The 25,579-nt window shown below is 63.3% G+C and carries 24 protein-coding genes; 11 read left to right on the top strand and 13 right to left on the bottom strand.

The genetic code is table 11. The annotated features are described in order from the left end of the window. Positions 1 to 9: 9 nt before the first annotated feature. The 9 genes from gspD to gspG form a co-directional block, all read right to left on the bottom strand. Entirely contained in the window at positions 10 to 2,637 is a 2,628-nt protein-coding gene (gene gspD, locus PQV96_RS17130; protein WP_273623699.1) for a type II secretion system secretin GspD, read from the bottom strand. A gap of 4 nt (positions 2,638 to 2,641) precedes the next feature. Then, positions 2,642 to 3,418, bottom strand: coding sequence for a type II secretion system protein N (gspN, locus tag PQV96_RS17125; protein WP_273625272.1), 777 nt, complete (start codon positions 3,416 to 3,418; stop codon positions 2,642 to 2,644). A 115-nt stretch (positions 3,419 to 3,533) separates the two neighbouring features. Next, the gene (gspM, locus tag PQV96_RS17120) at positions 3,534 to 4,073 is read right to left on the bottom strand and encodes a type II secretion system protein GspM (RefSeq protein ID WP_273623698.1); all 540 of its coding nucleotides are present in this window, start codon (positions 4,071 to 4,073) and stop codon (positions 3,534 to 3,536) included. Next, positions 4,070 to 5,329 (bottom strand): type II secretion system protein GspL, encoded by a 1,260-nt coding sequence (gspL, locus tag PQV96_RS17115; protein ID WP_273623697.1) that lies wholly within the window; start codon positions 5,327 to 5,329, stop codon positions 4,070 to 4,072. The genes gspM and gspL overlap by 4 nt, the downstream gene beginning before the upstream one ends. A gap of 62 nt (positions 5,330 to 5,391) precedes the next feature. Beyond that, entirely contained in the window at positions 5,392 to 6,405 is a 1,014-nt protein-coding gene (gene gspK, locus PQV96_RS17110; RefSeq protein WP_273623695.1) for a type II secretion system minor pseudopilin GspK, read from the bottom strand. After that, on the bottom strand, positions 6,402 to 7,145 hold the full coding sequence (locus PQV96_RS17105) for a prepilin-type N-terminal cleavage/methylation domain-containing protein (protein WP_273623694.1): 744 nt from the start codon (positions 7,143 to 7,145) through the stop codon (positions 6,402 to 6,404). The genes gspK and PQV96_RS17105 overlap by 4 nt, the downstream gene beginning before the upstream one ends. Then, positions 7,146 to 7,511: a type II secretion system minor pseudopilin GspI gene (gene gspI / locus PQV96_RS17100; protein ID WP_273623693.1), complete on the bottom strand. Its 366-nt coding sequence runs from the start codon at positions 7,509 to 7,511 to the stop codon at positions 7,146 to 7,148. It abuts the gene before it with no gap. Further along, positions 7,508 to 7,957, bottom strand: coding sequence for a prepilin-type N-terminal cleavage/methylation domain-containing protein (locus tag PQV96_RS17095; RefSeq protein ID WP_420482212.1), 450 nt, complete (start codon positions 7,955 to 7,957; stop codon positions 7,508 to 7,510). Before PQV96_RS17095 ends, gspI begins: the two co-directional genes overlap by 4 nt. Positions 7,958 to 8,035: 78 nt before the next feature. Next, entirely contained in the window at positions 8,036 to 8,488 is a 453-nt protein-coding gene (gene gspG / locus PQV96_RS17090; RefSeq protein ID WP_273623691.1) for a type II secretion system major pseudopilin GspG, read from the bottom strand. Between the two features lie 49 nt (positions 8,489 to 8,537). Here gspG and PQV96_RS17085 point away from each other — a divergent pair, with 49 nt between their 5' ends. Beyond that, positions 8,538 to 8,987, top strand: coding sequence for a type II secretion system protein N (locus tag PQV96_RS17085; RefSeq protein ID WP_066782495.1), 450 nt, complete (start codon positions 8,538 to 8,540; stop codon positions 8,985 to 8,987). Between the two features lie 83 nt (positions 8,988 to 9,070). Here the strand turns inward: PQV96_RS17085 and PQV96_RS17080 are convergent, their stop codons facing one another. The 3 genes from PQV96_RS17080 to ilvA form a co-directional block, all read right to left on the bottom strand. Next, on the bottom strand, positions 9,071 to 9,667 hold the full coding sequence (locus PQV96_RS17080) for a histidine phosphatase family protein (RefSeq protein ID WP_273623690.1): 597 nt from the start codon (positions 9,665 to 9,667) through the stop codon (positions 9,071 to 9,073). Further along, positions 9,664 to 10,476: an adenosylcobinamide-GDP ribazoletransferase gene (locus PQV96_RS17075; RefSeq protein ID WP_273623689.1), complete on the bottom strand. Its 813-nt coding sequence runs from the start codon at positions 10,474 to 10,476 to the stop codon at positions 9,664 to 9,666. Before PQV96_RS17075 ends, PQV96_RS17080 begins: the two co-directional genes overlap by 4 nt. A gap of 72 nt (positions 10,477 to 10,548) precedes the next feature. Next, positions 10,549 to 12,111 carry a threonine ammonia-lyase, biosynthetic gene (gene ilvA / locus PQV96_RS17070; protein ID WP_207374429.1) on the bottom strand — a complete coding sequence of 521 codons (1,563 nt, stop codon included), beginning with the start codon at positions 12,109 to 12,111 and terminating at the stop codon, positions 10,549 to 10,551. Between the two features lie 394 nt (positions 12,112 to 12,505). On the opposite strand from ilvA, the gene PQV96_RS17065 reads away from it, so the two are divergent. Further along, a complete protein-coding gene (locus PQV96_RS17065; protein ID WP_198846768.1) occupies positions 12,506 to 12,955 on the top strand; it encodes an OsmC family protein in 450 nt (149 codons plus the stop codon). Positions 12,956 to 12,990: 35 nt separating this feature from the next. Here PQV96_RS17065 and coq7 read toward each other — a convergent pair whose 3' ends face one another. After that, the gene (gene coq7, locus PQV96_RS17060) at positions 12,991 to 13,608 is read right to left on the bottom strand and encodes a 2-polyprenyl-3-methyl-6-methoxy-1,4-benzoquinone monooxygenase (RefSeq protein WP_273623688.1); all 618 of its coding nucleotides are present in this window, start codon (positions 13,606 to 13,608) and stop codon (positions 12,991 to 12,993) included. 300 nt (positions 13,609 to 13,908) lie between these two features. On the opposite strand from coq7, the gene PQV96_RS17055 reads away from it, so the two are divergent. From PQV96_RS17055 to PQV96_RS17015, 9 genes are all read left to right on the top strand, one after another. After that, positions 13,909 to 14,973 (top strand): porin, encoded by a 1,065-nt coding sequence (locus PQV96_RS17055; RefSeq protein WP_273623687.1) that lies wholly within the window; start codon positions 13,909 to 13,911, stop codon positions 14,971 to 14,973. Between the two features lie 330 nt (positions 14,974 to 15,303). Continuing rightward, positions 15,304 to 16,434: a porin gene (locus tag PQV96_RS17050; protein WP_273623686.1), complete on the top strand. Its 1,131-nt coding sequence runs from the start codon at positions 15,304 to 15,306 to the stop codon at positions 16,432 to 16,434. Between the two features lie 375 nt (positions 16,435 to 16,809). Next, positions 16,810 to 18,384, top strand: coding sequence for an ABC transporter substrate-binding protein (locus PQV96_RS17045; protein WP_207374426.1), 1,575 nt, complete (start codon positions 16,810 to 16,812; stop codon positions 18,382 to 18,384). A 266-nt stretch (positions 18,385 to 18,650) separates the two neighbouring features. Next, a complete protein-coding gene (locus PQV96_RS17040; RefSeq protein ID WP_044399781.1) occupies positions 18,651 to 19,631 on the top strand; it encodes an ABC transporter permease in 981 nt (326 codons plus the stop codon). Further along, positions 19,631 to 20,848 (top strand): M20 aminoacylase family protein, encoded by a 1,218-nt coding sequence (locus PQV96_RS17035; RefSeq protein ID WP_273623685.1) that lies wholly within the window; start codon positions 19,631 to 19,633, stop codon positions 20,846 to 20,848. Before PQV96_RS17040 ends, PQV96_RS17035 begins: the two co-directional genes overlap by 1 nt. A 61-nt stretch (positions 20,849 to 20,909) precedes the next feature. Then, positions 20,910 to 22,487: an ABC transporter substrate-binding protein gene (locus PQV96_RS17030; protein WP_273623684.1), complete on the top strand. Its 1,578-nt coding sequence runs from the start codon at positions 20,910 to 20,912 to the stop codon at positions 22,485 to 22,487. A 92-nt stretch (positions 22,488 to 22,579) separates the two neighbouring features. Continuing rightward, entirely contained in the window at positions 22,580 to 23,491 is a 912-nt protein-coding gene (locus PQV96_RS17025; RefSeq protein ID WP_273623683.1) for an ABC transporter permease, read from the top strand. Positions 23,492 to 23,521: 30 nt separating this feature from the next. Continuing rightward, positions 23,522 to 24,502: an ABC transporter ATP-binding protein gene (locus PQV96_RS17020; RefSeq protein WP_273623682.1), complete on the top strand. Its 981-nt coding sequence runs from the start codon at positions 23,522 to 23,524 to the stop codon at positions 24,500 to 24,502. Further along, positions 24,499 to 25,515 carry an ABC transporter ATP-binding protein gene (locus PQV96_RS17015; RefSeq protein ID WP_420482157.1) on the top strand — a complete coding sequence of 339 codons (1,017 nt, stop codon included), beginning with the start codon at positions 24,499 to 24,501 and terminating at the stop codon, positions 25,513 to 25,515. Before PQV96_RS17020 ends, PQV96_RS17015 begins: the two co-directional genes overlap by 4 nt. Positions 25,516 to 25,579 lie beyond the last annotated feature (64 nt).

Here is a 25,579-nt window from a genome sequence, read left to right as displayed (position 1 = left end):
GCCTGTGCCTCACTGGCGGATCACGTCGGCTTCGAGCGCCAGCGCCCGCACCGATACCGCTGCCTTGTCGGCCGCCTTCAATGTGTTGAAGGGCCCCACCCGCACGCGGGTGCGCGAACCACGGTTGGTGTTCACGGCCTGCACATTCACGGGCAAGTCTGCTTTGCGCAGCTTGGCCACGGTGTCGCGCGTCGTCTTGCCGTTGGAAAAAATGCCAACGTTCACGAAATAAGAGGGCTGCAGTGCATTGGCAGGCGCTGGCGATGGGGCGGCTTCAGCTGGTTCCGCTTCCGCTGCGGGCGGCAATGTCGCCACGACAGGTGCTGGTGCCGCAAGGGCCGCAGGCACAGCCGTTTGTGGCGGCATGGGCGCGGGCGGCTGTGCCGCAGCGGGAACAGGGGCGGGCTGCAGTGCAGGCTCTGCTGCTGGCATTGCGCGGGGCTCCAGCGGTGGCAGGATGGGGGCGCCTGACACCGAACGCATCACCAGGTTGTTGTCAGGCTGCACCACTTGCTGCAGCGCGCGAATGGCTTCGTAGCGGTCGGTCATCAGCGCATCGCTGGTCATGGAGTCGCGCACCACCACGGGGCGCAGGAACACCATCAGGTTGGTCTTCTTGCGCGAGCGGTTCTCGCTGCGGAACAGCGCACCCACCACGGGGATGTCACCCATCACCGGCACCTTGTCCTCGGCTTGCGAGTAGCTGTCTTCCAGCAGACCGCCAATCACGATGATGTTGCCGTCGTCCACCACCACGTTCGACTCGATGGAGCGCTTGCTGGTGGTGGGGCCATTGGTGTCCTTCAGCGTGGCGGCGTCGATCTTCGACACCTCCTGGTAGATCGACATCTTCACCGTGCCGTTTTCGCTGATCTGGGGGCGCACGCGCAGCATCAGGCCCACGTCCTTGCGCTCCACCGTGTTGAACGGGTTCACCGCACCAGAATTGCCGCCGGTGTTGGCGTAGGAGCCCGTGACGAACGGCACGTTGTTGCCGATCACGATCTTGGCTTCCTCGTTGTCCAGCGTCATCAGGTTGGGGGTGGAGAGCACGTTGGCATCGCCGCTGTTTTGCAGGAAGTTGGCCAGCGCGCCCAGGTAGTACTGGCCGTTGATGCGGGGTGCCAGCGCCATGTTGAGCCCGCCGCCCAGCGAGCCAACGGCGGTAGCGATGGTGGTGGCGTTGCCCGAGGCAATGGCCGCTGTCGCGCCCAGGATGTTGGCGCCTGCTGTGCCCGAGTTGGTGCCGATCACGCCCACCGTGCCGTTGTTGCCCGCACCGATGGTGCCTTGCCACTGAATGCCAAACTGCGCGAGCTTGCTGGCCGACACTTCCACAATCAGGCTTTCCACCAGCACCTGCGCCCGGCGGCCGTCCAGCTTGTCGATCACTGCGCGCAGCTGGCGGTATTGGGGCTCGGGCGCGCTGATGATGAGCGAGTTGGTGGTCGGGTCGGCCTGGATCTGCCCGCCGGTGGAGGGCTGGTTGCTGTTGGTATTGCTGCTGTTGGCTCCAGCCCCCAGAGCGGTGCCAGAGCCCAGGCCTGCGGAACTGCTGCTGGTGCCGCTGCCCAGCATCGATGTGTTGGTGATGCCGGTGGTGGTGCTGGGCGTGGACGAGCCATTGCCGCCTGTGCTCGTGGCGGCCGCGCCGCTGGCGCTGGACATGGCCGCACGCAGGGTGGTGGCCAGTTTGGTGGCGTCGGCATTCTTCAGGTACACCACGTGGATGTTGCCGGTGGATGCGCTGCTGCCGGGTGCTGGCGGCTGGTCCAGCTTCTCGACCAGCGAACGCACCATGGCCACGCGGGCAGGGTTGGCAGCCCGGAGAATCAGCGAATTGCTGCGGGGCTCGGCCAGCAGCGTGGTCTTGAAGGCGTTGTCGGTTTGCCCCTGCACAGCACCTGGCGCTGCGCCGTTGCTGCCGCCATCAATCAGGCGCGACACCAGCGGCACCAAATCGGCGGCAATCGCATTGCGCAGTGGAATCACCTCCACGTCGGTGGCGTTGGACACATCCATGGCCGCCACGATGCGCGCCAGGCGCTGCAGGTTGTCGGCATAGTCGGTGATCACCAGCGAGTTGTTGCCGGGGTTCACGTTGATGGTGTTGTTGGGACTGATCAGCGGGCGCAGCACCGGCACCAGATTGGCTGCGTTTTCAAAGTTCAGCTTGAAGATCTGCGTGACGATCTGCCCACCGGCAGGCCCTCCCGTGGCACCGCCCTGCGACACGCTCACGCTGCCGCCTTGCAGCTTGGCATCGGCTTCCGGCACCACCTTGTACAAACCTGCAGACTCCACCACTGTGAAACCTTGCAGGCGCAGCGCCGCCAGGAATTGCTGGAACGCGGCCATGGGCGGCACCGCCCGTTCGGTGATCAGCGTGAGCTGGCCTTTGACGCGGGGGTCCACCACCACGTTGCGCCCGGTGATGGTGGCCATGGTGCGGGCCACGGCTTCGATCTCGGCATTGGCGAAGTTGAGCGTGACCGGCTCCCCGGCGCGCACGCTGCTGGTGCCCGTGCCTACCGCAGTTTGTGCATGAATTTGGCCGCTAAGGCACGCCAGGAAAGCGCTGACAGCTATTCTATTCATAGCAAAACGCAGGCGTGGCGAAAGGATGGAAGTCGTCATAGGGTCAACCCACGGTGATGAGGGAGCGTGCGCCGCTGCGCCGCCCGATGATATTCAGGAGATTGGCCAGTGCCGCTTCGCGGTCTGGCGCGGCAGAGGCTTCGCCCGCAAAGCGCAGGCGCTGGCTCACCCATTGGCCGCTGCCCGTCAGTTGCAACGGCCCCTGCAAGGTGCTGAGGGCCAGGGCTGGCACTTCGCCGCCCGTCAGCTCCAGCCGGTAACTGCCCATGGGTCGCAAAGTCGATAGTCGCGATGACATGGACATGGCGTCAAGCTGGGCGCGCCCGGCCAGGGCCATGCGGCCGGCGGACCAGACGGCCTCCAGCCCCTGGGTCTGCAGCATCAGCTGCCCTTGTGGTTGCAGGGTGTTCCACGGCGTGCCCAGACCTGCCAGCACGGCAGCGGGCCATTGGCTGCGGCTGTCTTGCAGCGCCACGCGCACCTGCCCCAGTTGCACACGAACCTGTGCCAGCAGGGGCAGTGGAGTGCAGCAGGTGGCGTTAAGCTGGAGCCGCAGGCCGTTCCAAGACGGGCGCAATTGCCACTCCAGCCTGCCGGGCAGGGCTGCGCTGTCCTGGCTGGCGCCGCCGCCGGTCAAGACGAGTTGGGCCGATCCAGTCCAGACGGTGCCGCGGGCCTGGGTCAGTTGCACCTGTCCGCCCGTGGCGGCCCCCAGGCGCTGCGTCAGCCACTGCGCTGGCGCGAACGCGACGATGGCGGGCAACACCCCCGCCAAGGCACCCGCCACGGCCCAGCCCCAGGGTGCACGCGCCGCTGCCATCGGCAGTGCGCGCGAGCGCGACCGTGCCTTGCCGCGAGGGGCTGCATCGGCAGAACGGGGGCTGGATCGGGTGCGGTTGAACACGGCGTAGGGCGTTGGCTGGGCGAGTGAGAAATTAACGGGCGGGCAGGGCCAGCACCACGGTGCCGTCCCAGCGCGGGGCAGCAGGGGTGGCGGCATTGCCCAGTGTGGCCGGGCCGGCATTGGAGGGCGCTGCGGCGTTGCTGCGCGTCAGCCGCGCCTCCACCGTCACGGCCCGCGCATTGGTGCGCGCCAGGGCCAGCCATTCGGCAGTGGCATCGGCAGGGGCGGCCTTGAGCGTGACCGTCACGCGGTCACCCAGCACGTTCATTTGCGCGGCAGTGCCCAGGCGCTGCGTCAGCGCGGTGCGCAGCGCACCCACGGCATCGCTGGGCGAGGTTTGTGGCTGGGCTTGCAGTTGTTGTGCTTCTGCCTGCAGGCGCTGCATGTGCTGCAGTTGCTGATCGAGCTTGCGGTGCAACTCAGGGGCCTGGCGCAGCGTGGCCAGCGCGGGCGCCAGGGCCACCCACCAGACCAGCGCGAGGGCAACGATGCCGCCAGCGGCCAGCACCAGGTTTTGCTCGCGCGGTGCCAGCGCCTTCCAGCGCGCCAGCAGGGCGGTGGTGCGGCTCATGGCGTGCCCTCGCTGCGCACCAGCAGGGTGCCATCTTCGGTCCGTGCGCGGTAGCCCGCAGCTTGCAGTCGGGTGTTGAACACAGATTCCTCATCAGGGGCCAGGGTCACGCCACGCAGGCGCAGTTCACCGGGCGCAAATTCCACCGCACTGGGCACGCGGCCATCGGGTAATGCGCCCCCAGCAGCGGCCATCAGGGGTTCCAGGTCGCGGGGCGATACGCTGCCAGCCTTCTGGCGCAACAGGGTCAGCTCGCGCTCCATTTGCACGGGGGCATCGACGACCACCTTGACCTGGGGGAACGTTGTGGTGAGCGCGCCGCGCACGGCCGCTTGCTTGGCCGCCAGGGTCTGCTTTTCTTGCCATGCCCAGGCATTCAGGCCCACCAGGTGCGCCGCTGCCAGCAGCCCTGTCGCCCAGCGTGCTGCGCGCCACTGGGGGCCATACAGGAAGGCACTGGCTGCGGAGCCCGCCTTGCGCATGGCCCGCAGGCGGCCGGTGCTGGCCAGCTCGAACTGCGCCAGATCCCAGTCACCGCGTGCTGCGTCCAAAGCACGTTGGGTGGATGTGTGCAGCGTGACCGGGCGGCCCAGGGTGCGCTCTGCGGCCTCGGCCACCGCCGGGTCGGCGCGCACCACGGGGGCGGCAGCATCGTCGTCGGCTTGCGGCGTCAGACCGGCCAAGGCCAGCACGGCGGCCGAGAGCGGCAGCATGGTGACGCTGTGGTCTGCCCCCTGGCCGCACAAAACCATCTGCGGGTCGTCAGGAGTGCCGATGGCAAAGATTTCAGTGCCGCCACTGGCGGTGGGGCCGGGGGCAAATTCAGGCACCACGCGAGATACGGGTCGGCCTGCTGCCTCCAGCGCCTGCAGGTGGTCGCGCAGCCAGCTGCGGTCGCACACGGCCACCCACACCGGGCTGCCAGCGCGGGCGCCAGGCTGCAGGGCAAAGTGCAACTGGGCGGGGTCGTCGAGCAAGCGGTCTTCCAGCAGGCCTTCCAGAATGGAGCGCAGGCGGGGGGTCTGCTGGTTGGCCCCCAGCGGAATGCCAGGCGGCAGCTGCACGCGTTGCCACGACAGAGCGGCCAGGGGCACTACCGCCACCACTTCGCCGCCAGGGCGCGATGGCTCGGGCAGCAAACCGGCAGCCGCGTGCGCATGGGCCGCGGCCGTGTGGCCGTCGGATGTCAGCGCGTAGCTGTAGGTGGTGGCGATGCCCGGTGGCGTCAGGGGCAGGGTAAGGATCAGAGAGCTCATGGGCAGGTTTTGCAAACCATTTTAGGGGGCTGGCATGACGGTAGTGCGCTGCTGGCAACGCGTCAGCGCAGAGGCTGTGCGGCTGCGGCGGAATCGCGGTCTAAAACACCACGTTGGCGCCACAGCGTGGTGGCCACGGCGCCGTCTTTTCGCACCAGCGAAAGCTCATCCACGGTGGAGGGGCCCAGGCGTAAGCGCCCACGCACTTCAAAGTAGCGTGAGGCGATGGCGTGCAACTGGTCATCCCACGGCATGTTGGCGCCCAGCACCTCTTTCACATCGTCTGACCTGCGGAAGTGACGCGATTCGCGTGCCGCGACGAGCTTTTGCGCGCCAGCCAAGTCAATGCCGTCGATGGCGGCCCACAGCACATCCAGCTGGGCGGTGTTGAGATTCACCGGGGTGCGCACGGGCAGGATGGTGACATGCGGTGCCAGTGAGGCCACCGTGCTGGCGGGCAGGCCCAGCCAGCCCAGTTGAGACACCATTTGCGGCATCAGCGGTGCGTTGGCATCGTCCTTGCCCGGCGCTGCCTGGGCGTTGCGCAGGGCTTCCACCAAGGCGTTGAGCTGCTGCGGGGGCAACCCCAGGCGCTCAAAAAGCCGCGTGAACTGCCGCAGGGCGCCGGCCTGTACCTGCCCGCCTTCGACCAGGCTGGTGAGGTTGAGGCGGCTTTGCATATCGATGATCTGGCCGGAGAGGAAGGCGTCCGTGGTGTCAGTGCTGGCATCGTCCACCTGGGCCACGTTGCGGTCTGCCGCGAGGAAGGTGGACAGGCGTGCCTCTTGCAGCGGAATGGCCCAGGGCTCAGCCAGGTGGTCGGGGCCACCGGCACGGCCGTCGGACGCAAGAATCAGCCGTGACCAGTCAAGGGCGCCCACCAGAATCCATGCGGATTGCACGCGGCCCCGTTCGGCCGTCTCCACCTCGACCGCGCGCCATTGCTGCCACATGGCCGAGGCCGCCAGGGTGGCTACCAACGTGACCGTGAGCATGGCGGCCAGCAGGGCCGCCCCCCGCTGCCGGCGGCGGCCTGCGGGCTCGTCAATGGTGTGCTGCGCTATGGGCTTGGTCATGTGCGGCGCCCTCCCAGCGCGGGGTTCACCCAGTCACGCACCAGCTGGCCACTCAGGGCCCCGCCGGGTGAGAGCGTGAGCTGCAGCCGGATGCCCTCGGGAATAGCGCTGCTCGGGTCTGCACCCTGGGCCACTCCCGGTGCGGTGCCTTGCGGTGTGCCCGCGCTGGAGAGTGCGTTGGACCAGGCCCCGCCGCGGTAATAGAACACCTGCCAGCCGTCGATGGGGATCAGCGCCACTTCATAACGTCGGTCTGCATCGCCCGGTGTGCGTGCCCATTGGGCCGCCTGGGCCCAGGCTTCTTGCCACTGGGCGCGGGTGCGCACGGGGGGCGATTGCCAGCGCAGCCATTGGGCGCCATTGTTGGTGGCGCGGCGCGTCCACGCCACGACCACCGGGCCTTCGTCGGGGAGGGCGGAGCTGCGACGCGTCATGCGCAGCACTTGCCCGTCCCAGTCCAGGGGCGTTGTGTACGCCAGCGGGGCCAGGGCGTCCAGATCGGCACCCCACTGCGCCAGGGCGGCCTGCAGCACCAGCATTTCGTCCGCGCGCTGGCGGGTGGCCTCTTGGGTGCGCACCATGCCGTCAATGCCGCGCCAGCTCAAAATGGCGATCAGAGCCATGACACTGATGGCCACCAGCAGCTCAATCAGCGTGAAGCCGCGCGCTGACGGCACCGCCCCTCTGGAGCAGCGGCTGCGCAAATGGATGAAGAAAGCCGAGCGGCGCAGCGTGGCCATTCAGTTCCTTCCGATGATGGTGGAGATGCGCAGGATGGGCGTGTCGGCATCAAACACCTGCGCGTCCATGCGCCTGAATTGCGGGTTGGGGGTGGGGCGCACGATCACGCTCACGCTGAACTGCCTCCCCGCCTGTTCGCACATCTCGGTGCTGTCGCCCACGCTGGGCATCTGGCGCGACAGGCGTGCCTTGACGAGCTCGTTCTCGGCGCACAGGTGGGCCAGAACGATGTCCGTCTGCCGCTGTGCATTGCTCGTCAGCGTGCTGGCCGCCCGCGTGCCCGCCAGCAGCGCAATCGCCACGATGGCCAGCGCCACCAGCACTTCCACCAGCGTGAACCCGCCTGCCGCGCGCTGCGCGCTCATGGCATGGACTCCACGGTGAACGGGCGCAGCCCGTCGGTCACCACGCGCAAGGCCTGGTCGGGCCGCTGCTGGTGCGACAAGATCACTTGCTGGGGGCCGATCAAGGGCTCAGGCCACAGCACCACGATGGCCTGGCCGCGCACGATGATGCCCGGGTCCAGCCACTGGCTGGGCAGCGCCGAAGGGGGCAGGCCTTCAAACCGAAAACCTTGTTCCGTCACGCGCCAGCGCACCATGGCCCCGGTGGCGCGGGACTGGGCCCGGCCCGACTCCAGCAGCGCAGCAAGCCGAGCGCCTTCGCGCTCCAGCACCGTCTGGCCGTTGTCGCGCATGGCGATGGAAACACCCGCCGTGGCCAGCGCCATGATGCTGATGACCACCAGCAGCTCCAGCAGCGTGAAGCCACGCGCCGGGCGGGCGGTGTGGAAAAGGTTCAAGGCAGGCAGCCGCACGGGCACGGCGGAATCAGCAGGCCAGCCAACAATGATGCGGGGACATGCACGCGAGGGCGGCGGTGCGTGGCGTCACTGCCAGCTGCCAATGTCCGCGTCCTTGCCTTCGCCGCCCGATTGCCCGTCTGCGCCGAAAGACATCACATCGATCTCGCCCTTGATGCCGGGGCTCAGGTATTGGTAGGGGCGGCCCCAGGGGTCGTTCGGCAGCTTGTCCAGGTAAGGCTTCCAGTTGTTGGGAATGGGGCCGGACGTAGGCTTGGCGATGAGCGCCTGCAGGCCTTGCTCTGCCGTGGGGTAGCGCTGGTTGTCAAGGCGGTACATCTTGAGCTGCTGGACGATGTTGGCAATGTCGGTCTTGGCCGCGGTCACGCGGGCGTCGTCGGCGCGGTCCAGCACGTTGGGAACGATCAGCGCGGCCAGCACGCCAATGATGACCATCACCACCATCAGCTCGATGAGCGTGAAGCCACGGGCCAGGCTGCGGCGTGCGCGGCGCAGAGAGAAGAAAGAGGGGGTGTTCACTGCAAGCGTTCTCGGGGTGGTCTCGAATCGGCTGAATCATAATCGCCACATGGTGACAAACACACACTCTCAATGGGGCATCCGACTGGCAACTTTGGTCTTGTGGGCCGCTGCGGGTGCCAGTGTGGTTTATTGGGGGCTGCGTTTGTCCTCGCGGCCTTCGGGCATGGCGGCACCCGTGGCCCCCGCGCCCCAGGCTGCGCCGGATGGCACGGCGCTGGCGCGCCTGCTGGGTGCAGTACCCGCCGGGCCTGCGGCACCGGTGGCCGTGGCCGCGCCTTCCAGCCGGTTCGCGCTGCTGGGCGTGCTGTCAGGCCGCAGCAGCGGTGGCGGCGCGGCGTTGATCTCTCTGGATGGCAAACCGGCCCGCCCGTTCCGCGTGGGCGCGCAGGTGGATTCGGGGCTGGTGCTGCAGTCGCTGGGCCCGCGCCAGGCGTCGTTGGGTGCGTCGGTAGATGGACCCACCACGGTGCGCCTGGAGATGCCTCCCAAGGGCTGACGGTTTCTCTTATTCACCGGGCCTGCTTTTTGGGGCTTACCCCTTGCTGTGGTCGGCAGGTGGGCTTTTTCTTCTACGACCCGTTACGTCTGTTGCGCCGGTGCTTCACCGGTCAAACCGGGTCGGACCATCACCCAATCTCCCCAGCCTGGCGCTTCCAGCGGCCATTGGTGCGATAGCGGCAGTTTGCCTCCGTGATTGCTCAGCCACGCCACGCAGCGCGTGACGCCTGCGTGCGTGATCCACGCCACAGGGCGGCCTTGCTCCAGGGCCTTGAGGGCTTCGCGCCGTGCTGCGTCTACACGGGCGAGCATGGAGTGCAGGCTCTCACCGGCCCCGGGGCGGTAGTGGGCAAAGTCTTGCGTCCAGGCGTCGATCTCGCCACGCGCAATGTCGGCCCACGGGCGACCTTCCCAGTCGCCAAAATCCATTTCGCGCAACCGCGGGTCGGGGTTGCTAGCCAAATCGGGTCGCAGCGCAAGCAGGTAGTGCGCAAGCTGCTCACATCTTTGTAGCGGCGAGTGGCTCATCAGCGTACCCGTTGGCAGGGCCTCGGCCAGTCGCAGTGCTGCTTGCTGACTGGCCTGGGGGTCGGCAGGCACATCCAGCGCGCCGTAACAGGTGCCTGGCGCTACCTGCGGAGCAGCGTGCCGCACCAGCCACCACGCAGCCGGTGTCACCGCGCTGCGCCCAGGGCCAGGGCGGCACCCAAGTAAAAGCCGATTTCGCCCACCTGCTGGGTGGCGCCCAGGCAGTCACCCGTGAAGCCTTGCAGGCGTCGCGCAAACCAGCGCCCCATCCACGCGGCAGCCGCCATACTGGCGGTGATAGATGCTATTAAAAATGTAGCTGCTTGCGCTTGATAGACAAGCGCCAGAGGTAAAAAACACCACAAAACTGCCACTGCCAGCGCGCCGCGTGAAATCTGGTCGGCCAGTGGCTTGCTTTTGGATCGGGCCGTGTCACCCACATGCGGCAGCCACCGCACGATGAACAGGGGCCACAGCCGCGAAAGCACATGGCCCCCCGCCAGCGCCGCCAGCGCCGCCCCCAGGCTGTGCGCGCCCAGCAGCGCCAGCAGGCTGACCTTGGCCAGCAGCGCCAGTACCAGGGCCATGGCGCCAAAGGCACCAATGCGCGAGTCCTTCATGATGTCCAGCGCGCGCTCGCGGTCGTAGCTGCCGCCCAGGCCGTCGGCCACGTCGGCCAGGCCATCCTCGTGAAAGCCGCCAGTCATCATCACTGTGGCTGCGGTGCACAGCACCGCAGCCACCAGGGAGGCCAGCGGCTGCTGCGCACCCAGCCCTAGGTACAGCAAGGCAAATACGGCGCACGACAAGGCTGCCGCGAGCCAGCCAATGCCCGGAAAATGCGCCGCGCTGGCGCGCAGCATGGCTGGGCTGTAACCCACCCACGCAGCCAGCCGCCCCGTGACGGGGATGCGGGTGAAGAACTGCACGGCCAGCAGGTAGTGGCGCAGGGCTTGCATCGGTTGTGTTGAGGATGCTATTGATTCAGTAGCTGCTTGCGCTTGCTGAATAAGCGCTAGAGGCCATTTTGATCAAGACCCTGCGCGCAGGAACAGGCGATACGCCGGGTTGTTCGTCTCTTCCACGTAGGGGTAGCCCAGCGTGTCCAGGAACGCGTCGAACGTGGCCGTGTCTTCGGCGGGCACCTGCATGCCGACCAGGATGCGTCCGTAATCGGCCCCCTGGTTGCGGTAGTGGAAGAGGCTGATGTTCCAGGTCGGCTGCATTAAGCTGAGGAACTTGAGCAGTGCGCCGGGGCGCTCGGGGAAGACAAAGCGCAGCAGGCGCTCGTCTTGCGCCAGGGCCGAGTGGCCGCCCACCAGGTGGCGCAAATGCTCCTTGGCCAGCTCGTCGTGCGTCAGGTCCAGCGTTTCAAACCCCTGCTGGTTGAAATGCTGCGCAATCGTGGTCGATTCACCCTTGCCGCGCGTGGTCAGGCCCACGAACACATGAGCCTTGGTCGCGTCGCTGATGCGGTAGTTGAACTCCGTCACGTTGCGCGGGCCGCCGGGCAGGGCGCCCACGGCTTCGCAGAAGCGGCGGAAGCTGCCGCGCTCTTCTGGGATGGTGATGGCGAACAGTGCTTCACGCTCTTCGCCCACTTCGGCACGCTCTGCCACGAAGCGCAGGCGGTCGAAGTTCATGTTGGCGCCGCACAAAATGGCGGCGTAGGTCTCACCTTCGGTGTGGTGCGTGTCCACATACTGTTTGATGGCGGCCACGGCCAGGGCACCGGCGGGCTCGACGATGCTGCGCGTGTCCACAAACACGTCCTTGATGGCGGCGCAGACGGCATCGGTGTCTACGGTGATGAATTCATCGACCAATCCGGAAGCGATGCGGAAGGTTTCCTCGCCCACCAGCTTGACGGCGGTGCCGTCCGAGAACAGGCCCACATCGGGCAGGGTGACACGCTCGTGTGCCTTGACGGACTGGATCATTGCGTCCGAGTCGTTCATCTGCACGCCAATGATCTTGACTTCGGGCCGCACGGCCTTGATGTAATTGGCCACACCGCTGACCAGCCCGCCGCCGCCAATCGCCACAAACACCGCATTGAGCTGGTTGCTGCCCAGGCTTTGCAGTTGCCGCAGGATTTCCATGGCAATCGTGCCTTGTCCGGCAATCACGTCGGGGTCATCGAAGGGGTGCACGAAGGTCAGGCCCTGTTCCTTTTCGAGCTTGAGCGAGTGGCCGTAAGCGTCCGAGTAGCTGTCGCCAAACAGCACCACTTCGCCACCCAGGCTCTTCACCGCGTCAATCTTGAGCTGCGGGGTGGTGGTGGGCATCACGATCACGGCACGCACGCCCAGTCGCTTGGCGCTCATGGCCACGCCCTGGGCATGGTTGCCGGCCGAGGCGCAGATCACGCCGCGTTCCAACTGTGCAGGCGTCAGGTGCGCCATCTTGTTGTACGCCCCCCGCAGCTTGAAGCTGAAGACAGGCTGCTGGTCTTCACGCTTCAAGAGCACCCGGTTCTTCAGGCGCTGGCTCAGGTTTTTGGCAGGCTCCAGGGGGGACTCCACGGCCACGTCGTACACACGGGCGGTGAGGATTTTTTTCAGGTAATCGGCGGGGGTGAGTGGCTGTGTCATGGGGCGATAGGATCACCCGCCCAGCAGAGCAGGCGGGGCACACATCATAGTGGGGGCGGTTGGCGCCTTTTTTTTGAGCAGTCTCTGCGGTGCTGGCCGGGGTGACGCTGGGTTCATTGCGACCAAACCCGGGGCAAAAAAAAGCCCCAGGCCGTGAGGCTTGGGGCTGAATCCATCCTTTGAGGAGATGGAGGAGACAATCGGTGCGAGCAAACCAGCGTTTGTACTGATTGCTTTTGGTTGTTTGTTTGAACAACCGCGCATGGGTGAATTGTATCCTCATGCTTGTTGCGATGCAGCAAAAATTCGCAGCCGTTTTGGACGGCTTGGTAAAACCGTAAGAAAAAAACCACGCATGGGTCCTGCGCCCATGCGGTCCCTAGGAGAAAAACACATGGAATGCACAGTCAGTTGGACGGCCGCGGCCGGTACCCGGTCCGGAATGGGCTTTGTCGCAGAAACCGGGAGCGGCCACGTTTTGGTCATGGATGGTGCGCCCGACGCGGCCAATCCCGCCAATGGTGGCCAAAACCTGGCTCCCAGGCCGATGGAAACCGTGTTAGCCGGTACCGGCGGTTGCACGGCTTATGACGTGGTGCTGATCCTCAAGCGGGGGCGCCACGATGTGCGGGGCTGCAGCGTCAAGTTGACTTCCGAGCGGGCCGACACAGACCCCAAGGTGTTCACCAAGATCCACATGCAGTTCACCGTAACGGGGCGGGGCATTCCTGCGGCGGCAGTGGAACGTGCCATTGCGATGAGCCACGAAAAATACTGTTCCGCCAGCATCATGCTGGGCAAAACGGCCGAGATCACCACCGGTTTTGACCTGGTAGAGGCCTGAGGTGGCTGCAGGAGGGGCGTCTCCTGGCGCGCCCCTCAGATGCGGTGCGCTGTGGTTGTCATCACCTTGGCTGCAAAACGCATCAAGCCCTGGGCTGCTTTGGGCAGGGGCAAGGCGCCGCGGTGTGCAGCCTCCTCGGCATGCCGTTCCTCGTCCTGCTTCATGCGTTCAACCACTGCGCGGGAGGCAGCATCTTCCTCGGGCAGTCGGGAGAGGTGGCTTTGCAGGTGTTCTGTCACTTGGCGTTCCGTTTCCACCACAAAACCCAGGCTGGCCCGGTCACTCACCTTGGCGGCGACAAAGCCCAGCGCAAATGCCCCTGAAAACCAGAGGGGGTTGAGCAAACTGGGGCGGGCGCCCAGCGCTTGCAGTCGCTCGTGGGTCCAGGCCAGGTGGTCTGTTTCTTCTCGGGCTGCCTGGAGCAAATGCTGTCTCAAATGCTCGTCTTTGGTGGCCAGGGCCTGCGCGCTGTACAGCGCCTGGGCGCAAACTTCACCCACATGGTTCACCCGCATCAAGGCTCCCGCCAGTTTTTTCTGCTCGTCGTTCAACGCGGCTTCGTCCACCCCCTGGGCTGGTGACTTCTCATGCGCATGAGGCTGAGCAAACAAGGTGCGCAGGGCATTGTCGAGACTGGAAAGTAGGCGATCCATGCTTCAAAGGTGTTTTGACGTATCAATTTCACAAAGATACAAAATCATGCCGCACAGATCCTTCTTTGCAAGGAAATGCTGCGAATTGATGACTCTGGTGGATGTTGCACCACTGCAACGATTTTCTCCGTTCCGGCCGATTGTGGGCGAATTCCTTTGCGAAACCCGGCCGGGTCTGGTTCAATAAGAGCAACTTCCCCACCAGGAGGCTGGCCCGGGAAACCGGCGGGACTGTGCAGGTGCTTTCACCATAGACCCCCCCGTACCGGAGCCCGATGTTTAACCTTGGAGTAACTCGCAATGAAAAAATCCCTGATTGCCCTGGCTGTGCTGGCTGCTTCCGGCGCTGCAATGGCTCAATCTTCCGTGACCCTGTTCGGCGTGGTTGACGCAGCCTACGCTTACGGTTCCGGCAGCGTCTCTAACACGTCGCAACTGAAGAGCTCCGGCTACTCCAGCAGCCGTCTGGGTTTCCGTGGCGTTGAAGATCTGGGTGGCGGTCTGTCCGCTTCGTTCTGGCTCGAAGCTGGCCTGAACAACGACAACGGTTCCGGTGACACCACCAGCACCAACAACCAAGGCGCAAGCGGCGTCACCGGCGGCGGCTTGACCTTCAACCGTCGTTCGACCGTCAGCCTGAACGGCGGCTTCGGTGAAGTGCGTCTGGGCCGTGACTACACGCCCCAATTCTGGAACCTGACCGTGTTCGATCCGTTCGGCACGGTCGGTGTTGGCACGGTCGGTGTTGGCACGACCCAAACCCTGAACTCCAGCCTGGGTGGCCCAACCACCGTGCGCGCTTCGAACTCCATCGGCTACTTCCTGCCTGGCAACCTGGGCGGTTTCTACGGCCAAGTCCAGTACTACATGGGTGAAAACCTGAGCAACGCAGCGAACAAGAAGGACGGCAACGGCCTGGCTCTGCGCGCTGGTTACGCTAACGGCCCCATCAACGCCGCTATCGCTTTCTCCGAAACCAAGTTCCTGGCCGGCAACATCAAGGCTGTGAACCTGGGCGGTTCCTACGACCTGGGCATGGCTAAGATCATGGCTCACTACAACCAAGACAAGATCAGCGGCGGCAACGACGGCAAGGGCTTCCTGATCGGTGGTCTGGTGCCCGTGGGCGCTGGCGAAGTTCGTCTGGCTTACTCCACCTACAAGATCGACACCGTTGGTGCTGATCCACGTACGAACAAGCTGGCTCTGGGCTACGTGCACAACCTGTCCAAGCGCACTGCTCTGTACGCAACGTACGCTCGCCTGTCCAACAAGAACGGCGCTGCACAAGCTCTGAACGGCGCTGTGACTGGTTTGAACAGCAACTCCAACGGTTACGACTTCGGTATCAGTCACAGCTTCTAATATCGTCAGCTGGCTTTGGCCAGTTGTTGATACAAAAGCTTAAAAGCCGCCTTCGGGCGGCTTTTTTCATGTCCGTTCGATAGTGTGCCGGGTTGGCTGTTTTTGTCTCTTTGTCTTTTGAGCGCTGTTCTTGATTTTGCTCTGGCTGGGGGTGTTTTTGGGGGATGGTTTGGCTGGGTGTTTGCGACAGACTCACCACTATTTTAGAAATAGAACCACCGTTCTATTAGGGAAACCCTGTGTAGGGATTGAGCAACAAAGGGGTCCTGATAGGGAGGGGACTTACTAAACTGCCCTCAGCCACTTCAACCTCAGAAAGAGATGGGATCCATGAAAAAAGTCGCTGCTAAGAAACTCTTTGCTCTGGGAGCTATTGCTCTCGCCTCCGGTTCTGCATTTGCACAAGCCAGCACCAGCACCAGTTCGGTGCAGCTTTACGGCATCGTTGATGTGGCTTATCGCTATACCAACAACGAAGGAGCCACTGGAAATGGTTCGCTGAATCAACTCGTTGGTGGTGGTATGTCCCAAAGCCGCTGGGGCATCAATGTGAACGAAGACCTTGGGAACGGCATGAAGGCTCTGGTCAATCTGGAGAATCGCTTTACTGCGGATAACGGCGCCACGGCGGGAGGCTACCCGAACGGCTCTTACTTCCAGCAGTCGTGGGTCGGACTGCAAGGCGAGTTTGGTCGCGTGACCATGGGGCGCCAGTACAACGTGCTGTTCGATTTGGTGACTTCTACCTACGCCTCTTATCCGTATTCACCCTACATGGAGGCGTACAAGCCTGAAATTGGTTTCTCCTTGTTGGCGCGCGCCGATAACATGATCAAGTACACAGCCGAAGTTGGGGCCATTCGTGGTGCGCTGCAGTACTCTTTTGACGAAAAGGCTGCTACGGGCGGGAAAACCATGGGCGGATATCTGCGCTATGAAGCGAATGGGGTGGCCGCTGGTGTCGGTTACCAAGACTATGAATTCGCCTCGGGCAAGAAGATCAAGGCCTGGACGCTGGGTGGCTCCTATCGCACTGGCCCCATGTACTTCAACTTGGGATATGGCGAGAACAAGGTTGACAGCAATCTGCCCGCCACCGATGCTCGTGTCTTGGGTGCGATGTGGGGTTCGGCTGCCAATGGTGGCTTTGGTGGTGGCGCCATGTTCCTGAACGCAAACAAGCGCACCATTTACAAGATTGGTGCCGGTTACCAGCTCACCCCTCAAATTAATCTGGGTGCACACTACTTCCATACTAAGCAGACAGGTGCAACCGCTGCGACAAATGCTACCGCTAACTTTCTGACACTGGCTGCTGACTATGCGTTCTCAAAGCGCACGGATGCATATGTTGAAGTGGATAGCACTAAGCTCAAGGGTGGCAACATCACGTTCAACAATGTCAGTAATGGCCCCACATCCCGCACTGGCTTCACGGTGGGTCTGCGCCACCGCTTCTGATCTTTTGGCCTGCCTCGGCTGAATCCAGAGAGGCAGGTCTGAGAGTCAAACCGGCTTGAATGGTGGGGTTTTACAAGCCGATTTGAATTCAACACTGGGTGTTTCGCTGCCGCTCCTGGGAGTGGTTTGTGAAGTACCCAGTGTTTTTTTTCATTGATGATTTGACTATCTGCATCAGGGCATTTCATTCAAGAGCCTGCTGTTGATGTCATTGAGTGTGTCAGGTGGTGGAGCCGGCCTGGCATCGAATTTGCAGAGACATCGTGGTTTGATCGCGCCTCTAAAGGGCACCATGACGTGCGGGAATTCAGGGATACCCCCTTGGATTTACCGTATCTTTACTTCATGGTAAAAATTTTTAAAAGAGATTGCTCCATGAAAATCAAACACGTTTTATTGGCGACTGCTGTAACGCTGTGTTTTGTACCTGCGCTGCATGCAAAACCCTTCAAGTGGACCAGCCAGGGTGAAATTTCGACATGGGACATCCATTCGCAAAACAATGCCCTGCAAAGTGGTTTGCACGCCAATGTGTATGAAAGCCTGGTGTACTACAACAGCCGTACATTCCAGGTGGAGCCCGTCCTGGCCACTGCGTGGCGTGAAATCAGCCCCACGCAAATGCGTTTCACCCTGCGCGAAGGCGTGAAGTTCCATGACGGTTCGGTGATGAATGCAGACGATGTGGTCTATTCGCTCAATCGTGCGATGGCCAAGACATCCAATTTCACTCCCTTCACCCAAGGGATCTCCAAAGTGGTGAAGGTGGACGCGAAGACCATTGACATCATTCTGGTCTCGCCCAACCCCGTCTTGCTGCGCCAACTGACTGAGCTGCGCATCATGAGCAAGGCCTGGGCAGAGAAGAACAAGTCCGTCGAGCCCAAGGACATGAAGGGCACCGACGAAACCTTTGCCCACCGCAATGCGATGGGTACAGGCCCCTACACACTCGAATCCTGGCAGCCGGACGTGCGCATGGTGTTCAAGCGCAACCCCAACTGGTGGGGCAAGATGGACGGCAACGTGACAGAGATTGTCTACACCCCCATCAAGTCTGCAGCGACACGCATTGCTGCGCTGCTGTCGGGCGAAGTGGACTTTGTGCTTGACCCCACACCCCAGGACTTGGCGCGTCTGCGTGCGAACCCCGACCTGAAAGTGGTCGATGGTTTGGAAAACCGCACCATTTTCCTGGGCATGGACCAGTTCCGTGACGAGCTGCCTGGCTCCAATGTCAAAGGCAAGAACCCGTTGAAGGACCTGCGTGTTCGCAAGGCCCTGTACCAGGCAATTGATGCGGACACCATCTCGCGCAACATCATGCGCGGCCTGGGCAAGCCCACAGGCACTCTGGTCGCTCCGCAGGTGGCTGGCTGGACCGAAGCTGTCGGCAAGCGCATGCCCTACAGCGTGGACACCTCCAAGAAGCTGCTGGCCGAAGCGGGCTACCCCGACGGTTTTGAAGTTGACTTCGCTTGCCCCAACAACCGCTATATCAATGACGAAGCCATCTGCCAGGCAGTGACTGCCATGTGGTCGCGCATTGGTGTGAAGGCCAAGCTGCGCACCCTTCCATTGGTGAACTACTTCCCCATGATTCAGCGCAACGAAGCCAGCATCTACATGCTGGGTTGGGGCGTGCCCACGTTTGATGCGCTCTACAGCCTGCAGTCTCTAGTCCGCACCGTTGGCACCGGTGGTGACGGCAACTACAACGTAGGTCGTTACAGCAACCAGCGCATGGACTACCTGGTTGACCGCATCAAGGTGGAAACCGATGCCCCAGTGCGCTCCCGCATGCTGACCGAGGCGCTGCAGTTGTCCAACGACACGGTGTCGCACATTCCATTGCATGACCAGGTCATTCCTTGGGCGATGAAAAAGAACGTGGAGATGATCCACCGCGCAGACAACCGTGTAGACATGCGTGCTGTGAAGGTGAACTGAAGTACTGCCGAGAAGACCGTGGATGAGAGCCGGGCGCGCGGTGCCCCGGCTTTCCATTGAAGCCGGTGAGTCACCACACATCGCGAGGCCTTTGCAGAACCTGTGAAATGTGGTGCCTCAACGGCTTGCTCGGCATGGCAGAGGCGCGACAATACCTGCTTTGGTACCCAGCACGGGGAGCGCACGCTACCCCGGACGATTTCAACCAGTGTCACCGTGGCCAAAAGCGACGTTGACACGCTTTCGAAAACAAACTCGACCTTCCGATGCTTGCTTTTATCTTGCGCCGCCTCATTCAGGCCGTGATTGTCATGGTCACGGTGGCTTTCATTGCTTTCATGCTGTTCCAGTATGTGGGCGATCCCGTGGTGTTCTTGCTGGGGCAGGACGCCACCCCTGAGCAAATTCGTGAATTGCGCGCACAACTGGGGCTGGATCAGCCCTTCATCGTGCAGTTCTGGCACTTCTTGGTCAATGCGGCGCAGGGCGAGTTTGGCCTGAGTCTGCGTCAGGGGGCGAAGGTGTCGCGCCTGATTGCAGAACGCTTCCCCGCTACCCTGGAACTGGCGCTGGTAGCCGCGTTCCTCGCCCTGATTGTGGGCGTTCCGATGGGTGTGTACGCGGCGCTGAAGCGCGGTACCTTCACCAGCCAGCTGTTCATGACGATCTCGCTGCTGGGCGTATCGTTGCCCACCTTCCTGATCGGTATCTTGCTGATTCTGGTGTTTTCGGTGACGCTGGGCTGGTTCCCCAGCTTTGGTCGGGGGCAGGTCGTGCAGATGGGTTGGTGGAGCTCGGGGCTGATGACAGCCAAGGGCTGGCACCACATCACTTTGCCAGCCATCACGCTGGCCATTTTCCAGCTCACGCTGATCATGCGTCTGGTGCGTGCTGAAATGCTGGAAGTGCTGCGCACGGATTACATCAAGTTTGCCCGCGCCCGTGGTTTGTCCAACCGGGCCATCCATTTTGGTCATGCCCTCAAGAACACGCTCGTTCCAGTGCTCACGATCACGGGTCTGCAGCTGGGTGGTCTGATCGCATTCGCCATCATCACCGAGACGGTGTTCCAGTGGCCCGGCATGGGCTTGCTGTTCATCCAGGCGGTGACGTTCGCTGACATCCCTGTGATGGCTGCCTACCTGTGCCTGATTGCCTTGATCTTCGTGGTCATCAATCTGGTGGTGGACTTGCTGTACTTCGTGGTCGACCCGCGCCTGCGCGTGGGCAAGGCCGGGGGGCACTGATGCAAGGCTCTCGCCTGAAAGCGGGCGGGCGGGCGTTTGCCCACATTGCCCAGTTTCATCCTGAGCTGACTGCATTGCGCCGCGACCTGCACGCGCATCCTGAACTGGGTTTTGAAGAGGTTTACACCGGCAAGCGGGTGGTAGAGGCGCTCAAGGTATGCGGGGTGGATGAGATCCACCAAGGCATCGGCCGCACAGGCATCGTGGCGGTGATTCGTGGGCGCAGCGTAGCCAGCGGCGCCATGGTGGGCTTGCGGGCTGACATGGATGCGCTTCCGCTGACGGAGCACAACGACTTTTCCTGGAAGTCCTGCAAGCCGGGGCTGATGCACGGTTGCGGCCATGACGGGCACACGGCCATGCTGGTGGGAGCTGCGCGTTACCTCGCGCAAACGCGTAACTTCGACGGCACGGCCGTGCTGGTATTCCAGCCGGGCGAGGAAGGCTTTGCTGGTGCGCGGGCGATGATGGAAGACGGATTGTTTGACCGCTTTCCGGTGCAGTCTATCTACGCCATGCACAACTGGCCCGCCATGAAGCCGGGCACGATTGGCATCAACCCTGGCCCCATGATGGCCGCGGCAGACCGCATCACCATCGAGATCACAGGCCGTGGCGGCCATGGCGCACACGCCTACCAGACGGTGGACGTGGTGCTGGTGGCAGCCCACATCATCACGGCGGCGCAGAGCATCGTCTCGCGCAACGTGCGCCCGATTGAGAGCGCAGTCATCAGCCTGTGCGCGATGAAGGCTGGCGATCTGGGGGCCTTCAGTGTGCTGCCCGGGTCGGCCACGCTGGTGGGCACCGTGCGCACGTTCGATCCCCTCGTGCAGGAGATGGTGGAGAACCGCCTCAAGGAACTGTGCAACGCCATTGCCCTGGGCTTTGGCGCCACCGCCACGGTGCATTACGAGCGCATTTACCCCGCCACCATCAACACCGAAAGTGAAGCGCTGTTTGCTGGCGATGTGGCTGAATCTCTGGTGGGGGCGGACCATGTGGTGCGCGACCTGGAGCCCAGCATGGGCGCCGAAGACTTCTCTTTCATGCTGCAGACCAAGCCTGGAGCCTACCTGCGCATAGGGCAGGGCACCGGCGCCAGCGGCAGTGCGTTGCACAACAGCCGCTACGACTTCAATGACGACATTCTGCCGCTGGGCTCTGCCTTGCATGCGAGCCTGATCGAGCAGTCCATGCCGTTGCCCATGCCTTGAAGCAACCCGTTTGACGATGATGGGCACACCCGCAATTCCCAACCCCTCCCAGGAGAACCGTATGAAGATCCAACCGAAAATGGCCGCGACAGCATTGTTTGTTGCACTGTCTGCAGCCGGCGTTGTGGCCAGCGCGCAGACTGTGCGCATCGCCAACCAGGGCGACGCCCTGTCGATGGATCCGCACTCGCTCAACGAGACCCTGCAGTTGAGCGTGACGGGCAACGTCTACGAACCCCTGGTGGGCCGTAACAAGGACCTGAGCCTCACCCCCATGCTGGCCACCAGCTGGAAGCAGACATCGCCCACGGTGTGGCGCTTTGAGCTGCGCAAGGGCGTGCAATTCCACGACGGCACTCCTTTCACCGCCGATGACGTGGTGTTCAGCCTGGCCCGCACCCAGGTCGAAGGCTCGGACATGAAGAGCTACACCAACGACTTCAAGGAAGTGCGCAAGATCGACAGCCATACCGTCGAGATTGAAACCAAGACGCCTTTCCCCATCCTGCCCGACGTGCTCTCGCTCGTGTACATCATGAGCAAGAAGTGGTGCGAGACCAACCAGGCCACCGTGCCTGTGGACCGCCGCAAGGGGGTGGAGAACACGGCATCGTTCAAGGCCAATGGCACTGGGCCCTTCCGGGTGCGCGAGCGCCAGCCCAACGTGCGCACCGTGTTCACGCGCAACGGCTCTTACTGGGGCAAGATCGAAGGCAATGTGACCGAGGTGGTGTTCACCCCCATCGGCAACGATGCCACCCGCGTGGCGGCCTTGCTGTCTGGCGAAGTGGACGTGATGGAGCCCGTGCCCGTTCAGGACATTGACCGCGTCAACAGCAGCGCCAACACCCGCGCCATCACCGGCCCTGAGCTGCGCACCATCTTCCTGGGCATGGACCAAAAGCGCGATGAGCTGCTGTATTCCAACGTCAAGGGCAAAAACCCCTTCAAGGACAAGCGCGTGCGCCAGGCCTTCTACCAGGCCATCGACATTGAAGGCATCAAGAAGACCGTGATGCGCGGTGCTTCCAACCCCTCCGCGCAACTGGTGGGCCCTGGTATCAACGGCTTCCAGCCCGAGATGAAGCGACTGCCCTACGACGTGGAGGCTGCCAAGAAGCTGATGGCTGAAGCCGGTTACCCCAACGGCTTTGAAGTGTCGATGAACTGCCCCAACGACCGCTATGTGAACGACAGCCGCATCTGTCAGACCGTGGCCGCGAATCTCTCGCGCATCAATGTCAAGATCAACCTGCAGGCCGAAACCAAGGGCACCTACTTCCCCAAGGTGCTGCGCCGCGACACCAGCTTCTACATGCTGGGCTGGACCCCCGCGACCTACGACGCGCACAACGTCATGAATGCCATCATGCGCTGCGTGGACGACAAGGGCGCAGGCCAGTTCAACCTGGGGGCATATTGCAACCCCAAGGTGGACGAGCTGACCCTCAAGGTCCAGGCCGAGACGGACAAGGCCAAGCGCAACGCCTACATCAAGGAAGCGTTTGACCTGCATGCCGCCGATGTGGGCCACATTCCACTGCACCAGCAAGCACTGGCCTGGGGCGTGAACAAGAAGGTCAAGCTCGTGCAGCTGGCCGACAACTTCATGTACTTCAAGTGGATCAGCCTGCCCTGATCCCACGCTGTTTCCTGTCTCGCTTTTTCTGTTGACCGCAGCGCACGAAGGCCACAAGCCTGGTGCGCTGGCGGATGTCTCTGGTTCTTACGATGAAAAAAACACTCGCCCGCTGGCTCGACAGCGACGTTGGCTACAGCTTCCGCACCTCGCCCATGGCGATGTTGGCGGCCTTGATTGCACTGGTGTGCGTGTTCTGTTCGGTCTTTGCCGGCTGGGTGGCACCGCACAACCCCTTCGATCTGGCCACGCTCGAATTGAGCGATGCGCGCCTGCCACCCGCCTGGAGCGAGCATGGCACCACCAAATATCTGCTGGGCACGGACGACCAGGGCCGTGACATTCTTTCTGCTCTGATCTACGGCGCCCGCATCTCGCTGGTGGTGGGTCTGGCGTCGGTGCTGCTGTCGGTGGTCGTGGGCGTGGGCCTGGGCCTGCTGGCCGGTTTTCGGGGCGGCTGGATCGATGCCGTGCTGATGCGCCTGTGCGACGTGATGCTGTCGTTCCCCGCCATCCTGGTGGCTCTGTTGATCGCTGGCGTGGGCCGGGCCTTGTTCCCCAACGCGCACGAGTCGCTGGCGTTTGGTGTGCTCATCATCTCGATTTCGCTCACCGGCTGGGTGCAGTACGCACGCACCGTGCGCGGCTCCACCCTGGTGGAGCGCAACAAGGAATATGTGCAGGCAGCCCGCGTCACCGGCGTCTCGCCCCTGCGCATCATGCGCAAGCATGTGCTGCCCAACGTGCTGGGCCCCGTCATGGTGCTGGCCACCATCCAGGTGGCCACGGCCATCATCACCGAGGCCACGCTGTCCTTCCTGGGCGTGGGCGCGCCTCCCACATCTCCCTCGCTGGGCACCCTGATCCGCATTGGTAACGACTACCTGTTCTCGGGCGAATGGTGGATCACCGTGTTCCCCGGCGCCATGCTGGTGCTGATTGCGTTGTCCGTGAACCTGCTGGGCGACTGGCTGCGTGATGCCCTGAACCCGCGCCTTCGCTAAGCCATCACAAGAACAAAAGTCGATACTCCCATGAGCCTTCTAGAAGTCAAAAACCTCGTCGTCGAATTTCCAGGCCGTCGCGGCACCCTGCGCGCCCTGGACGACATCTCCTTCTCCATCGCACCCGGCGAGATCCTGGGCGTGGTGGGTGAATCGGGCGCGGGCAAGTCGCTCACCGGCGCGGCCATCATCGGCCTGCTCGAACCTCCAGGCCGTGTCGCCTCGGGCCAGATCCTGCTCGAAGGCCAGCGCATCGACAACCTGGGCGACGAAGAAATGCGCCACATCCGTGGCCGCCGCATCGGTGCGATTTTTCAGGACCCGCTGACCTCGCTGAACCCGCTGTACACCGTGGGCCGCCAGTTGACGGAAACCATCCTGGCCCACCTGCCGGTGAACGCGGCCGAAGCCCGCCAGCGCGCCATCCAGCTGCTCAAGGACACCGGCATTCCCGCGGCCGAAGAGCGCATCGACCACTACCCGCACCAGTTCTCGGGCGGCATGCGCCAGCGCGTGGTGATTGCCCTGGCTCTGGCGGCAGAGCCCAAGCTGATCGTGGCCGACGAGCCCACCACGGCGCTGGATGTGTCCATCCAGGCGCAGATCATCACGCTGCTCAAAAACATCTGCAAATCGCGCGGTGCCGCCGTCATGCTCATCACGCACGACATGGGTGTGATTGCCGAGACCTGCGACCGGGTGGCCGTGCTGTACGCCGGGCGCGTGGCCGAGATTGGTCCGGTGCACGATGTGATCAACCAGCCCTCGCACCCCTACACCGCCGGCCTCATGGCCTCCATCCCCGACATGGAGCAAGACCGCGAGCGCCTGAACCAGATCGATGGCGCCATGCCGCGCCTGAACGCCATTCCCCAGGGCTGCGCCTACAACCCGCGCTGCCCACAGAAATTTGACCGCTGCATGACCGACCGCCCCGACCTGATGAGTGCCGGAAACACCCGCGCCGCCTGCTGGCTACACGCTGCTGACAACGCCAAGGTGGCCGCATGAGCAGCGCCGTGAATTCCACACACAAGCCCCTGGTGCAGGCGCACGACCTGGCCAAGACCTTCGACGTATCTGCCCCCTGGCTCAACCGCGTGCTGGAGGGCAAGCCCCGCACGCTGCTGCACGCTGTGGATGGTGTGAGCTTTGAAATCGAGAAGGGCAAGACGCTGGCCCTGGTGGGCGAATCCGGTTGCGGCAAGAGCACCGTGGCCCGCCTGCTGGTGGGCCTGTATGACCCCACGCGCGGTGGCCTGACTTTTGACGGGCAAGACGCCCACGCCGCCTTCAAGGGCAGCAACGCCAAGGCCATGCGCCGCCGCATCCAGATGATCTTCCAGGACCCCTACGCCAGCCTGAACCCGCGTTGGCTGGTGGAAGACATCATTGGTGAGCCGCTCAAAGAGCATGGCCTCATCACCGACAAGGCACAGCTCAAGCAGCGTGTGGGCGAGTTGCTGCAGTCGGTGGGCCTGTCGCCGCTCGACATGGTGAAGTACCCGCACCAGTTCTCGGGCGGCCAGCGCCAGCGCATCTCGATTGCGCGCGCCCTGGCGACCGAGCCCGAGTTTCTGGTGTGCGACGAGCCCACCAGCGCGCTCGACGTGTCGGTGCAGGCGCAGGTGCTCAACATCATGAAGGACCTGCAGCGCGAGCGGCAGCTCACCTACCTGTTCATCAGCCACAACCTGGCCGTGGTGCGCCACGTGAGCGACCAGGTGGGCGTGATGTACCTGGGCCGCCTGGTGGAACTGGCCGACAAGCACACGCTGTTTGACACGCCGCGCCACCCCTACACGCGCATGCTGCTCGATGCCATCCCCAAGATGCACGACACCGGCAAGGCGCGCACGCCCGTGCAGGGCGAGGTGCCCAACCCGCTCAACCCGCCACCGGGCTGCGCCTTCAACCCGCGCTGCCCCCACGCGAATGACCGATGCCGCACCGAGCGTCCCAAGCTGCAAAGCATTGGCGGCATCCGCATTGCATGCCACGCGGTGGAAGAAGGGCGCATCTGAGGGGGCGTGAAAACGCACACTCGGTACGCTCTCTGATTTCAACAGCCATCTCTGCCCACACTGG

This window comes from Acidovorax temperans (assembly GCF_028596105.1).
GTDB classification, from domain to species: Bacteria; Pseudomonadota; Gammaproteobacteria; order Burkholderiales; family Burkholderiaceae_C; genus Acidovorax; species Acidovorax temperans.
Note: the sequence above shows the minus strand (reverse complement) of the source record. Positions and strands in the feature narration are given on the sequence as shown.